Source organism: uncultured Thiothrix sp. (genome assembly GCF_937873765.1).
Lineage (GTDB): Bacteria > Pseudomonadota > Gammaproteobacteria > Thiotrichales > Thiotrichaceae > Thiolinea.
Window position 1 is genome coordinate 1 of record NZ_CALMZC010000020.1, and the last position, 12,838, is coordinate 12,838.

A 12,838-nucleotide genomic window follows, 5' to 3' on the forward strand; every position below is an offset into this window, starting at 1 on the left:
CGCTTAAGTTACTACCGCTTTAGTGGCTCTTCAACTCCTCTGGTGCATGACCCTTAATTGAAGGGCTAGGCAGAGAAGGGAATGCAATGTACCAGCGAAAAGATTGTATTAGTTTAGTCGATGCAAAAAAGCAATTAAGTATTTTGACCCACACCTCTTTTCAAAAAAGAGAAATACTCAAGCACTGCTTAGATTTAAATATAAAAACGGCAATTGCTTGGACTTATCCGCGTCCATTAAGAAAACTGTTAGCAAATAATCATAGGAGTAGCCCCATAAAAGTGGAGGGTAACCCTGTTATTTTTATGCTGAATGAGTATGTTCATAAGCTGTTAGAGGATGGTGTTAAAACAGTACCTTGCCGTTTATTTTCACTAGATGGTATTCAACCTAATGAGGTTAACTATCATGAATTAAGCGTATCTTCGAGTAGAGATATAGCGATTGATCAATTTTTAGAAAGAGATATTAAGCTACCTCCGTTAGTAGTTATTGGTGCTTCTGAAGATGAAAGTCGAATTGTACAACATCAGCAAAGAAAAATGATGCTGGAGCGGGCTTATAGCCAGTCCAATGAAGATAATAATATAGCTGTTTCTTTCAAGGACTTACTGATCAGTTTTGCTGATTTTGAACGGCTGAAATCAAGCTTATCAGTTCAATCGGTTTCTGATCCTTCTCAAGCGACGGTAAATGTACCTCACCACATAGAGCCAACCCTTATTCAAACACCAATAACCAATGAAGTACAAGCGGTAGTAGTTGGAGAGATGTCTGATTTAGCCAATCAAGATTTAGCCAAGGTTAAAAAGGCTAATGACGGCAAATCGTTGTTATTAGTTAAGGCTTATTTCCAAGATGGTGGGCTTGAACCAACGGATGTTAATCATTTTATAAGACTGTGCGAGGCAAAACCGCCTCAAGGTTATGAAAACTTTAGAAGGGTAAAAAACAAAGTTGAATGGGGTGATATACATAGTAAGCAGAGTGTGCAAACAAGGTATATAAAGCAAGCCATTGATAAATATAAAAAAAGTGCTTCTGATCAATCATAAGTGCTTTTTTCTGCGTTTTTTGTTGTTTTATGCGAGTTTACTTTCAGCTCTAAAAAAGTGGTGCATGCTTAAACCTGATAAATCAACTACCGACAGGTACGAAACAGATGACTAACAAAACTCGCTTACTGACTTACACAGAACTACGCAAAGAAAAGATCAAGATGGCACGTAGCACTTTATGGATGCTGGAGAAAGAAGGGAAGTTTCCTTTGCGTCGCGTACATGGTGGGCGCGTGTATTGGATGGAATCTGAGGTTGACGAATGGTTAGCCAATTTGCCAACCAAGCAAGATCAAGCAGCCTAATGCAACGAGCAGCAGTGGGGGCAATGCCCCCAAAAGCAAAAACCCCGCTAGGGCGCAATCCAGCAGGGTTTATTAATCTATCCACAAAGCGGCGCAGACACTATGCATTATACACACTCACTGAATGAAATCACGGGCAGTTTTTATACGGCGATCTTGCAAACCTTTGGACATGCACCCGCCAAAATAGATCATACGGGAATTGGTAAATCTTGCCCGACTAAACGCTTCAGCAGCTCAGGCAAAAAAGGCGATCTCACTGGCTGGTATCAACTTGATGTTGATGCAACCCCGTCACCGTTTGGTGTATTTGGCGACTGGCGTACTGGAACTAAGCAGACTTGGCGCTATCAAGGCCAACTCACTAACACGCAAAAAGCGGACTTAATCGAAGGCCAAGCTTTACGCGCTAAACTTAAAGCTGCTGAGCAAGCCGAAAAAGCCCGCAAAATTGAACAGCAACGCGCTATCTGGCACTCAGCAGCCCCCGCAGAACCTAATCATTCTTACCTAGTTAAAAAGCAGGTAGGTGCTTATGGTTTACGCCAATACCGCAGCGCTTTACTGATACCGTTACGCGATATTGCTGGAGTCATCCAAGGTGTCCAGTACATTTACCCCGATGGGACTAAACGCACGCATGGTGGACTGATGGGGTTTTTTCATCACATCGGCAAAGTCAGTAAACCCGACGAAACTATCTATTTATGCGAAGGTTACGCCACCGGAGCTAGTATTTTTGAGGCTACAGGTCAACCGGTTGCAATCGCTTTTGCTGCCATCAACTTAACACGTGTGGGTCTATTGATCCGCCACAAATACCTGAAAGCTAATCTTATTATTGCCGCAGATAACGACATTAGACCACCGGATAGCAATCTAAAAAATACGGGTGTTGAAGCTGCAAGGGAAGCCGCAAAGGCTTGTCGAGCCAAAGTGATGATACCTAACACGACAACAAAAGCTGATTTTAATGACTTACTCACAGGGGTTCATGTATGAGCACGGACGCACTAGACAATCTCACCACCCTCGAAGATTACAGCACCGCACCCGCCGACCCGATCAAGGAGGCGATTGCACGCTTAAGCCTTGATGTGGGGGCGGTATTTGAGCCAGAAGTATTGGCAGCACTGGCCGCTTTAGACATGGTTGACTATGCAAGGTATCGCCAAGAGATCAAGCGCTCTAAGTTAGTGGTGATGCGCGATTTTGATGAAGCGGTGAAAGCACAGCGTCCCCAAGGGAGTAGTGGTTACGATGATCATTCGATAGCTGCGCAAATAGTTGAGTTCGTGCAATCACGCGCTACTTTATTCCTAGATGCCGATAAAGAAGCCTATGCACGGATTCGAGTAGCAGAGCACTGGGAGACATGGGCTTTAGAATCCAGTGGTTTTAAAGAGTGGCTAGCGGCTGAGTTATACCGTGAAACCAGTATTTTACCTAAATCTGAACCTATTAAAGATGCCATTCTAGCCTTAGCTGGGATTGCCAAATACGGTACTGCTCACCAAGCGATTGAGCAAAAGCCGGTTTTCTTAAGATCGGGGATAACTGCACAAGGTAGCTATGCACTGGATTTGTGTAATGACAATTGGCAAGCGGTGATTATTGAGGCGGGCGACTGGCAGCTTGATAACCAGCAGACTGTGGCTTTTAAGCGTACCAAGACGATGCAAGCCTTACCTGTACCACTGGCGAAGGGGGCGGGTCAGGTTGATGATTTGTTCCAGTTGATTAATTGCCCTGAAGAATCCAGAAACATGCTACTCGCTTGGATGCTGGAATGCTGGCGTACCGATACCGCGTACCCTGTCGCTGAGATTGGCAACACAGAGCAAGGCAGCGGTAAATCACGCGCCCAAAGTACACTAAAGCGCTTTATTGACCCTAGCGCGGTCAATCTACGGGGTAAACCTAAGGCTGTGGAAGATATTTATATAGCGGCTTGCAACTCACTGCTGATCAGTTATGAAAACCTCTCTCACCTGACAGATGAAATGCAGGATGCTTTTTGCGTACTCGCTACAGGGGGCGGCTTTGCTAAGCGCCAGTTATTCAAGGATGCTGAAGAAAGCACGCTGTCGGCTAAACGTCCGGTGATTATGAATGGGATTGGTACACTCGCAACCCGTCAAGATTTAGTCGACCGCTTAATTAATTTAGAACTCAATCCACTAAGACCCGAAGCACGTAAAACCGATTCGGAGCTAGATGCTTTATTAGCGGAGAAAGAAGCGAGCATTTTCACTGGTTTGTTGGATTTATTCGCTCAAGCCTTGGCGTTACTGCCCAGTATCGAGATTGAGCAGAAAGCGCGTATGGCTGACTTTTGCTTATTGGGGGCAGCAGTGTATGCAGCGCGTGGGGTTGAGAATCCAACGGCTGCTTTTATGCAGGATTATAAGCACATGCGCCAAGAAGCGATTTATCGGACGTTGGATAGCTCACCTGTAGCCTCGGCAGTGATAGCTTACTTAGATAAGCATCCGCTAGGTGCTGAGTTCATCACGGCGAAAAATGCGCTTGATGTATTAGTGCAATCCCATACCGATGGTGAAGCTTGGCCACGATCTGCCAAAGGATTTACGGAAGCGATTAAACGCTTGTCACCCGCCTTTCGGCAAATTGGAATTAAGGTGGAAGTCGGCAAGCAGCGCAATAAAAATGGCTACCCGGTCATCATTAAGCCCTTAGAGCCATTTAAAGCAGGCATGCCAGAAAACCTAAATAAGATCATTCATCCACCCGCGTTCCAGTCAAGTGCGCCCAAGGTGGCGGCTATCGCTTAATAGCAAAATCACTTTCTCTTTTATGTGAAGGCCGGAGCAATCCGGCTTTTTCTTTTTCAATCCGGTGTACTTGGTGTACATGGTGTACTTGTATTCCTATAAAGGGGGGTAGGGGTCGCGCTGTGTGTCGAGGGTGATTTGCTTATTATTTAATCAATTCGGTGTACTTGGTGTACATGGTGTACTTGTATTCCTATAAAGGGGGGGTAGGGGTCGCGCTGTGTGTCGAGTGCCTGAAATTTATTTTCTGTACTTTCCTAGGGAGTCAAAACAGGAAAAGTACACCGCAAAGTACACCGTAAACACAAAAACCTGAGAAAAAGTGTTAAATCCCAGAAAGCAAAAAGCCCTGTAAACTATTCATTCACAAGGCTTTTAAATTGGTGCCGGCACTCGGAATCGAACTGAGGACCTACTGATTACAAGTCAGTTGCTCTACCAGCTGAGCTATACCGGCGTTGAAGTCGCGTATACTATTCGATCTTTTTTCCTGATGCAAGTATTTCGTTTATGAATTTGATCGACGGGCGAATTTTCTACCTTGAAAGGCTGCAAGCATACCACGTAGGATGTTCACTTCGCTTTGTGTTGGGTTAATCCTGCCAAATAAACGCCGTAAGCGGCGCATCAACAAGCGTGGATTGTCCGGGTCAAGATAGTCCACTTCAACTAAAGCTGTTTCTAAATGAGTGAAAAAGTTTTCCATCGCAGCAGCAGTAGCCGGTTCCTCATCAAGCTCATGGTTAGCAGCAGAAGTTTGCGCAGTTCGGCGCACTGCCATCATGCATTCATAACAAAGGATTTGAATAGCAGCCGCAATATTCAAAGAAAAGAAGTCGAAAGCCATTGGAATATGCACTAGGGCTTGGCAATGCTCCAGTTCTTCATTAGTCAAACCGGTACGCTCACGCCCAAACACTAAAGCGATTTTCTGCTTAGGTAAATGCTCAGCAACCCAAATTCCGCACTCACATGCGTCCATTTGTGGCCACCTCAAACTCCGTTCTGAACGCGCACTGGTACCAATCACATAATGACAATCCGCAAGTGCTTCTTGCAAAGTCGTGCATAAACGCGCATTCGCTAAAATATCATCCGCGCCAGAAGCCAGTGCTTTGGTTTCAGGTGAGTTAAAGCGCGTAGGATTAACAAGGCGTAAATCGTGAATACCCATCGTTTTCATAGCGCGAGCCGCTGAGCCAACATTCCCTGGATGCGAAGTATGGATCATCACAATACAAAGTTGATCAAGTAAGCTTTTCATCACTATTTCTTCATGACACGAGCTTTTTCACGATTCCAGTCACGCTCTTTCTCAGTTGAGCGCTTATCATGCATTTGCTTACCTTTGCCTAAGCCAATTTCGAGCTTGACTCGATTATTTTTCCAGTACATCGCGGTTGGCACGACTGTATAGCCTTTGCGATCAATATCTGCTTGCAAGCGACTGATTTGATGAGCATGTAGCAGCAGCTTGCGAGTGCGTTTGGACTCAGGAATCACATGCGTCGATGCAGAAAGTAAGGGCGTAATCAGGGCGTTGAATAAATAGGCTTCGCCCTTATTAAACTGAATAAAGCCTTCTTTGAGCTGGACTCGTCCGTCGCGGATGCTTTTCACTTCCCAGCCTTGCAAGACTAAACCAGCCTCGTAAGTATCTTCAATGTAATACTCGAAGCGCGCAGTTTTATTCAGTGCAATGGTTTTATCACCGGGAGCAGATTTTTTCTTTTGCTTAGTCATTTGAATTACAATAGTGGCGAATCTGCCAGATAATAGCGCGTTCTATCACGAATATGAACGTTTGCGAGTGTTTGATCTCAAACCCTAAGGAAAGGAAGGTTGCATGGCGCATATTAGCCGAAGCGCTCTAGTCCCGTACTCAGCCGAACAAATGTTTGTGCTGGTGGATGCGATTCGTGATTATCCTCAATTTTTACCTTGGTGTCGTAGTTCCCACGAGCTGAGCCGCGATCTAGACGAAGTGAAAGCTTCGATTGAAATTGCTAAAGGCGCAGTCAATAAAAGCTTTACGACCCTCAATCGCATGCAGAAAAATAAAGTGATTGAAATGAGCTTGGTGGATGGACCATTCCGGCATTTACATGGCTTTTGGCGTTTTGATGAGCTAAGGCCGAGTGCTTGTAAAGTCTCGTTGGACTTGGACTTTGAGTTTTCGAATAGGTTGGTGAGTCTAGCCATTGGGCCGATATTTAACCAAGTTGCAAATACTTTAGTCGATTCCTTTGTAGCACGGGCAAAACAAGTTTATGGTTAATAAAAATTTAATTCCTATCGAGGTGATTTATCCACTTGCGCATGAGCAACTGTTATTTAAGGCGAAGGTTCCAGCAGGTACTACTCTTAGAGAGGGCATTTTAGCTAGCGGTATTTTGAAGCATTATCCTGAACTAGTCTTGGATACAGCGGATGTTGGCATCTTTGGCAAATTAGCCACGCTAGAGACGGCCTTGCGTGCTAAAGATCGGATTGAAATCTACCGCCCTTTACTCGCCGACCCTAAAGAAGTCCGCAAACAGCGTGCAGCTGAGGGCAAAAAAATGAAAAAGGGGAGTAGTGAAGAATAAGCGCTAAGCCCCTTCCAATGTCGAAGGGGCTATAGGGCTTAACTAGCCGGTTTATCTTGCTTAATATCGGTAACTTGTCCGGCTTGATTGAAAAATACAGTTAGCCCACTCCGTTTGGCCTCTTTATTGCCTTCTTTTAAATAAAATACATAGTCCCAGCGATTTTGGCGGAAATCGTCAGTCAGTAGCGGAGTCCCTAAAATGTCTTGGACTTGAGCTTGGTTCATGCCCGGACGTAATTGGGACAGTTCTTCTTGGGTAATTAAATTGCCTTGTTGAATATTCATACGATACAGACCACAGCCTGAAACTAAGAGTGCAACAAGAGTCAGTGTGATGAGAGGTTTTTTCATGGTAGTGTTGGTCTTATACTAGAGAAAAGCGAAGATCATGATAGATCATTCAGCGTGGAGAGTGCAGAGTGGAAGGAAAAGATATTAAGCGAGCTGGTCTAAAAATCACTCAGCCTCGGGTGAAAATCCTCGAATTGTTGGAAAACTCAGCGGATCGCCATCTCAGTGCTGAAGATATCTATAAAAGCTTGTTAGCTAATGGTGACGATATTGGCTTGGCTACGGTTTATCGAGTATTAACCCAATTCGAGACTGCAGGTTTAGTCACGCGCCATCACTTTGAAAGTGGACAAGCGGTATTTGAGTTGTCTTCAGATGAACACCATGATCATATGGTCTGTGTACGCACTGGGCGCGTGGTCGAATTTTGTGATGAGGTGATTGAGCAGCGCCAACAAGCCATTGCCCGCGAGCATGGTTTTGAAATTACTGGGCATTCTTTGATTTTATATGGGCGGTTTGTCGAAAAAACTTAAAAAATTCTTGAAAACCTGCCAGTAGTTTTTGCATTTACCGCTTAGGCCGGTATAATCGCGCATTTACTGAAAATGTCATCCCAGTAATGGCATTCATTTGTATACCTTAAATTTTGAGATTAGTTGTCCATGCCAAGTGTAAGAGTAAGAGATTCAGAGCCATTTGAAATTGCGGTGCGCCGTTTTAAACGTACTTGTGAAAAAGCAGGGGTTGTTGCTGAAGTTCGCGCACGCGAATTTTACGAAAAACCAACTGCTATTCGTAAACGTGAACGTGCTGCTGCGGTTAAACGCAATCTGAAGCGTATTTCTCGTGACTTGAACCGTCGCGTAAGACTCTACTAATCACTGCTTTCACTCTGGCGATTTGCAATGACTTTAAAAGAGCAACTTACTGAAGCTATGAAGCAGGCTATGCGTGCTCAAGATAAAGCACGTTTGGGTGTAATTCGTTTGGTTTTAGCAGCGATTAAGCAGCAGGAAGTTGATACCCGCCAAGAGCAAGACGATATTGCCGTATTAGCTGTGCTCGATAAAATGGTCAAGCAGCGGCGTGAATCCATTCGCCAATATACTGAAGCAGGGCGCTTAGAGTTGGCTGAGCAAGAGCAGTTTGAAATCAATGTGATTCAAGAGTACTTGCCAGAAGCTTTAAGTAATGAAGAATTAGCTGCTTTAGTGGCTGAAGCGGTCACTGCTACGGGTGCTGCTTCGGTAAAAGACATGGGTAAAGTCATGGCTTGGGTTAAACCTAAAGCCCAAGGACGCGCTGACATGGGTAAGGTTAGCGGTCTGATCAAAGCTAGCTTAGGCGGTTGATTTACTAATCAGCCGTTGGTGTTCGCCTGCATCTTCTGTATTTGTTCAAGCCTACTAGATTAGGAGTGTCTCTATGAGTACTGCTAGCTCACTCAAAAATGACCGTTTTTTGCGTGCCTTACTGAAGCAGCCTGTGGATACCACTCCGATTTGGATTATGCGTCAAGCAGGTCGTTATTTGCCTGAGTATCGGGCAACCCGCAAGCGTGCTGGTAGCTTCATGGATTTGTGTAAAAATCCAGACCTTGCTTGTGAGGTAACACTCCAGCCTTTAGAGCGCTTTGACTTAGATGCAGCTATTCTGTTTTCCGATATTTTAACGATTCCCGATGCAATGGGTTTAGGTTTGTATTTTTCGGAAGGAGAAGGCCCCCGTTTTGAGCGTCCTGTACAAGATCGTGCGGTGATTAATGCTTTACCGATTCCTGACCCTGAAGATGAATTGCGCTATGTCATGGATGCTGTGCGCACCATTCGCCGTGATTTACAAGGTCGTGTGCCCCTGATTGGCTTTTCCGGTAGCCCTTGGACTTTAGCTACTTATATGGTGGAAGGTTCATCCAGCAAGGACTTTGCCAAAGTTAAGGGGATGCTCTATGGTGATCCACGTAGCTTACATGTGCTCTTAGATAAATTAGCTAAAAGTGTGACCCGCTATTTGAATGCACAAATAGCAGCAGGCGCACAAGCGGTGATGATTTTCGATACTTGGGGTGGCAGTTTAACACCGAGTACTTATCGTGAGTTTTCTCTGGCTTATATGCAGCAGATTGTGGAAGATTTGCAGCGCGAAGCTGAAGGTCGTCGGGTGCCGGTCATTATGTTCACCAAAGGGGGCGCACAATGGTTAGAGTCCATGGCCGCCACCGGTTGTGATGCACTAGGTTTAGATTGGACAATCAATATTGCTGAGGCAGCTCAGCGTGTGGGAGAGCGAGTAGCCTTACAAGGGAATATGGATCCTTGTGTACTTTATGCCTCACCTGCGGCCATTCGTGAGCAAGTTGCCAACATTATTCGTGATTTCCCGCATCCGACCGGTCATGTTTTTAACCTAGGTCACGGCATTCATCAGCATATTAATCCTGAACATGTCAAAGTCTTGGTAGATGCCGTCCATGAATTTGGCAAATTAGGCAAAGCTGCTACTTAAGGCATTGCCGCTAAGATTTCCTCTAAGCGCTTAGCGTCCGCCCGTTTAAGCGCTTTTCCGGTCATTGAGTTTAACGCAGATATACTCGCATGTCCGTCATCAGGGAAGATCATTAATTCCACCTCCACGTTATCCACATACAAGCGCAAGAGCGGGAAATAATCTTGCTTTTTACCTGCTTTGACTTTCCGTTCTTGGATTTGGAAAGGGATATTTTGTTCTTCTAAATGAAAAATCACATCTTCTGCTCGATTCGCCGATAAGTGCAAAGTTACGGCTGAAAGTGGCCCTGAGGTTCCCTCTAATGCAGAACCGGTCAAATACGGCTGAAAGGGCTGTAAAAACTCCATAGCCTCCAAGGCAATTTCACGGTGCAGCTTTAAATTCGCTTGGTGTTCTGCTTGATCAAGCAATTGCACATAGTCCTGCAAAGCCTGTTCAACTTCTTCATTACTCGGTTGATTTTTCGCTTGATTATCTGCACCTAAACGCTGAGCTGCTTTTTGTTTAGCGACTCGGTAATCACGATAGCCTTCTTCATAAAGTAAACGTGCCGTTTCATCGGCGACTAACTGCCGGAGATTTTTTTCAATATACATTTAGAAAATTTGTTCAGGAATTTCAACCACTTCACGTTTACGAGCTGGTGCTGGGCGTGCTGCTGGTTGGCGAGCAGCAGGCTGAGCATCGGGTTCAGTAGCGGTACTAGTAAATTCAAATTTTTCAGTTTGAGCTTGGTCTGATTGAGGGACCTCATCTGCGGGTTGTGAGACTAAGGCTTCATCAATAATATCAATATCCATAGTAGTGTCATCAGCCAGTAAGCCAGTTTTAGCATCAATTTTAACTAATTGCAGTTTGTCTAGCTTCTCAAATTTCTTTTCTGGCACAGTTTTTAGGACTTTCTGCATAAAGCTAATCCACATCGGTACAGCCACCTTACCTGATGTTTCACCTTCACCTAATTCAGCCATATCATCAAAGCCAGCCCAAGCGACGGCTACATAAATGGGATTGAATCCGCAAAACCAAGAGTCACGCTCATCACTCGTAGTACCTGTTTTGCCAGCTATATCGCTACGACGTAAGGTTTTGCTCACAGCCGCCGCAGTACCGAATTGAGTGACACCTTGCATCATAGTGACGATTTGATATTGAGTACGTGAGTCAATAATTCGTGTGGCAGCGGGAGCAATTTTGCCAGGTTCGGTTTCAAACTCTTCACTAGCAGTACTGCTGGCATCACTGGTTTCTTTATTCTCAGGTTGAGTATTTTTATCTTTATCCCCTGTGGCGTCAGTGTTTTGAGTTAAAATTTCAGCTTCTTTCTTAGGCTTTCTAATTGGACACAATTTAATATCATCTCCACAGACTTGGCGGGTTTCATTAGTCGCATCAAATAAGACTTGTCCATTACTGTCTTGAATTCGATTAATAAAATGTGCATCTATTTTAAACCCCCCATTGGCAAAAGCAGAGTAAGCAGTAGCCATTTGCACTGGTGTCGTCAATCCAGTTCCTAAAGCTAAGGTTAGATTCGGCGGTAAGTCCTTTTGCGGAAACCCGAAGCGAGTCGCATAATTAATAGTATAAGGAATTCCAGTATCTCTTAATAAGCGAATTGAAACTAAATTGCGTGATTTTGCCAAAGCTTCACTTAAAGTAGTGGGGCCAATATAAGAGCCACCAAAGTTTTTGGGTTGCCAATTGCTACCAGGAATACTAATAGGTGCATCGTTCACTACACTAGTGGGTGCAAATCCACGGGAAAGTGCGGCTGAATAAATAATCGGTTTAAAACTAGAGCCGGGTTGTCGCATTGCTTGAGTGGCACGATTAAATTTACTGTGATAGAAGTCATAGCCACCCATCACTGCGCGAATTGCACCATTGTGTGGATCCATGAGCACTAAAGCTCCACCCACTGTTGGAATTTGAGTGAGTTGCCAATTAACTCGATTAGTTGTAGATATGGAGCTATGGTTATCTGTAATTTCTTTGCTTTCAAGCTTTAGATTAGACTTATTTTGTGGTCGTACTCGAATAATATCTCCTGCCAGCAGCACATCTGAGACACGGCGCGGAGAGGATCCACGGCGATTAGCACTAATGAATTTACTAGCCCATTTCACAGCATCGATTTGTAAAGTAATGATGTTTTCATCCATTAACAAGACTGATGCTGAGTTTTTAGAGCTGTTTAATACTAAGCCTGCTTGTAAGTCGCCAACCGCTTGATAGCTCGAAAGTTTATCCAATAGTTCATCTTGACTCGTGTAATCCTCAAGATTGATATGATCTTCCGCACCACGATAACCATGGCGGCGATCATAATCTTCTAAAGTTTTACGTAAAGCATCCGTGGCATAAAGCTGAGCTTGTGAATCAAGTGTAGTATAAACATCATATCCTTGGGTATAAGCTTTATCTTGATATTTTTCGACAATAGCAGCACGTACCATTTCTGCTAAATACGGCGCATAGGTTTCAATATCTGTCTTATGAACGGATGCTGTATTAGGTTCTTTAATGGCTAGTTTAAATTCATCTGGCGTAATAAAGCCCTGTTCAGCCATCCGCTGTAAAATATAATTACGCCGTATCATCGCACGCGGCTCATTCACAATTGGATTATAGCGAGAGGGTGCTTTTGGTAAGCCGGCAATCATAGCCATTTCTGCGAGACTTAAATCTTTTAATGTTTTGCCGTAATAGGTTTCAGCCGCTGCAGCAATCCCATAGGAGCGATTACCTAAAAAGATTTTATTTAAATAAAGCTCTAGAATTTCTTCTTTTGTCAGTGTCTGTTCTAAACGAATCGCCAATAAAGTTTCTTTAAATTTACGCGCAAAGGTTTTGTCATTGTCAAGAAAAGCATTACGGGCTAATTGCATAGTGATGGTGCTAGCGCCTTGGGATTTGTGTCCAGTGGCTACTACATTGTATAGAGCACGCGCGACTCCTTTGGGATCAATGCCTTGGTGTTCATAATACCGAGCATCTTCAATGGCAATGAAGGCTTGACGTAGGCGCTCAGGTATTTCATTAAAATTCACTGGGCGACTACGCTTCTCACCATATTCTGCGATTAAGCGCTCATCACGTGAGTAGATGCGTAGCGGTACTTGGATATCGATTTTGCGGAGTTCTTCACTGTTTGGTAGCTGTGGTGAGTAAATGAAATACAAACCCGCTAAGATCGCCAGTGCTACCGTACTAAGGCTAAGCATAGAGCTCAGTAAGAAAGTGATTAAATGAATAAAAAAACGCATAGTGCCCGTATTAGCCTGA

Annotated in this window: 15 protein-coding genes and 1 tRNA gene; 10 read left to right on the forward strand and 6 right to left on the reverse strand. The window is 44.3% G+C overall.

What is annotated here, in order from left to right:
- Positions 1-86 precede the first annotated feature (86 nt).
- The 4 genes from Q0307_RS06255 to Q0307_RS06270 all read left to right on the forward strand — a co-directional run bounded on the left by Q0307_RS06255 (position 87) and on the right by Q0307_RS06270 (position 4,158).
- Positions 87-1,055, forward strand: a complete 969-nt coding sequence (locus Q0307_RS06255; RefSeq protein WP_298658175.1) for a hypothetical protein — start codon at positions 87-89, stop codon at positions 1,053-1,055.
- A gap of 107 nt (positions 1,056-1,162) precedes the next feature.
- Positions 1,163-1,363 carry an AlpA family transcriptional regulator gene (locus tag Q0307_RS06260; protein WP_298658178.1) on the forward strand — a complete coding sequence of 67 codons (201 nt, stop codon included), beginning with the start codon at positions 1,163-1,165 and terminating at the stop codon, positions 1,361-1,363.
- Positions 1,364-1,465: 102 nt separating this feature from the next.
- On the forward strand, positions 1,466-2,365 hold the full coding sequence (locus Q0307_RS06265; RefSeq protein ID WP_298658181.1) for a toprim domain-containing protein: 900 nt from the start codon (positions 1,466-1,468) through the stop codon (positions 2,363-2,365).
- On the forward strand, positions 2,362-4,158 hold the full coding sequence (locus Q0307_RS06270) for a hypothetical protein (RefSeq protein WP_298658184.1): 1,797 nt from the start codon (positions 2,362-2,364) through the stop codon (positions 4,156-4,158). The genes Q0307_RS06265 and Q0307_RS06270 overlap by 4 nt, the downstream gene beginning before the upstream one ends.
- 381 nt (positions 4,159-4,539) lie before the next feature.
- Here the strand turns inward: Q0307_RS06270 and Q0307_RS06275 are convergent.
- The 3 genes from Q0307_RS06275 to smpB form a co-directional block, all read right to left on the reverse strand.
- A tRNA-Thr gene (locus Q0307_RS06275) sits at positions 4,540-4,615 on the reverse strand.
- A 51-nt stretch (positions 4,616-4,666) separates the two neighbouring features.
- Positions 4,667-5,422, reverse strand: a complete 756-nt coding sequence (locus Q0307_RS06280; protein ID WP_298658187.1) for an RNA methyltransferase — start codon at positions 5,420-5,422, stop codon at positions 4,667-4,669.
- 2 nt (positions 5,423-5,424) lie between these two features.
- Positions 5,425-5,901 (reverse strand): SsrA-binding protein SmpB, encoded by a 477-nt coding sequence (smpB, locus tag Q0307_RS06285; protein WP_298658190.1) that lies wholly within the window; start codon positions 5,899-5,901, stop codon positions 5,425-5,427.
- A 103-nt stretch (positions 5,902-6,004) separates the two neighbouring features.
- On the opposite strand from smpB, the gene Q0307_RS06290 reads away from it, so the two are divergent.
- Both Q0307_RS06290 and Q0307_RS06295 read left to right on the forward strand, forming a co-directional pair.
- Positions 6,005-6,436, forward strand: coding sequence for a type II toxin-antitoxin system RatA family toxin (locus Q0307_RS06290; protein ID WP_298658192.1), 432 nt, complete (start codon positions 6,005-6,007; stop codon positions 6,434-6,436).
- Complete coding sequence (locus Q0307_RS06295; RefSeq protein WP_298658195.1) at positions 6,429-6,746, forward strand: RnfH family protein; 318 nt, start codon at positions 6,429-6,431, stop codon at positions 6,744-6,746. Before Q0307_RS06290 ends, Q0307_RS06295 begins: the two co-directional genes overlap by 8 nt.
- Positions 6,747-6,784: 38 nt before the next feature.
- On the opposite strand, the gene bamE is transcribed toward Q0307_RS06295, so the two are convergent.
- Positions 6,785-7,099 (reverse strand): outer membrane protein assembly factor BamE, encoded by a 315-nt coding sequence (bamE, locus tag Q0307_RS06300; protein WP_298658198.1) that lies wholly within the window; start codon positions 7,097-7,099, stop codon positions 6,785-6,787.
- A 68-nt stretch (positions 7,100-7,167) separates the two neighbouring features.
- Here bamE and fur point away from each other — a divergent pair, with 68 nt between their 5' ends.
- The 4 genes from fur to hemE all read left to right on the forward strand — a co-directional run bounded on the left by fur (position 7,168) and on the right by hemE (position 9,547).
- Entirely contained in the window at positions 7,168-7,575 is a 408-nt protein-coding gene (gene fur / locus Q0307_RS06305) for a ferric iron uptake transcriptional regulator (protein WP_298658201.1), read from the forward strand.
- A 129-nt stretch (positions 7,576-7,704) separates the two neighbouring features.
- Positions 7,705-7,920 carry a 30S ribosomal protein S21 gene (gene rpsU, locus Q0307_RS06310; RefSeq protein WP_298610043.1) on the forward strand — a complete coding sequence of 72 codons (216 nt, stop codon included), beginning with the start codon at positions 7,705-7,707 and terminating at the stop codon, positions 7,918-7,920.
- Between the two features lie 27 nt (positions 7,921-7,947).
- Entirely contained in the window at positions 7,948-8,394 is a 447-nt protein-coding gene (locus tag Q0307_RS06315) for a GatB/YqeY domain-containing protein (protein ID WP_298658204.1), read from the forward strand.
- Positions 8,395-8,467: 73 nt separating this feature from the next.
- On the forward strand, positions 8,468-9,547 hold the full coding sequence (gene hemE, locus Q0307_RS06320; RefSeq protein WP_298658207.1) for a uroporphyrinogen decarboxylase: 1,080 nt from the start codon (positions 8,468-8,470) through the stop codon (positions 9,545-9,547).
- Here the strand turns inward: hemE and Q0307_RS06325 are convergent.
- Positions 9,544-10,146 (reverse strand): hypothetical protein, encoded by a 603-nt coding sequence (locus Q0307_RS06325; RefSeq protein ID WP_298658210.1) that lies wholly within the window; start codon positions 10,144-10,146, stop codon positions 9,544-9,546. The genes hemE and Q0307_RS06325 overlap by 4 nt on opposite strands.
- Positions 10,147-12,777: a penicillin-binding protein 1A gene (locus Q0307_RS06330; RefSeq protein ID WP_298658213.1), complete on the reverse strand. Its 2,631-nt coding sequence runs from the start codon at positions 12,775-12,777 to the stop codon at positions 10,147-10,149.
- Positions 12,778-12,838 lie beyond the last annotated feature (61 nt).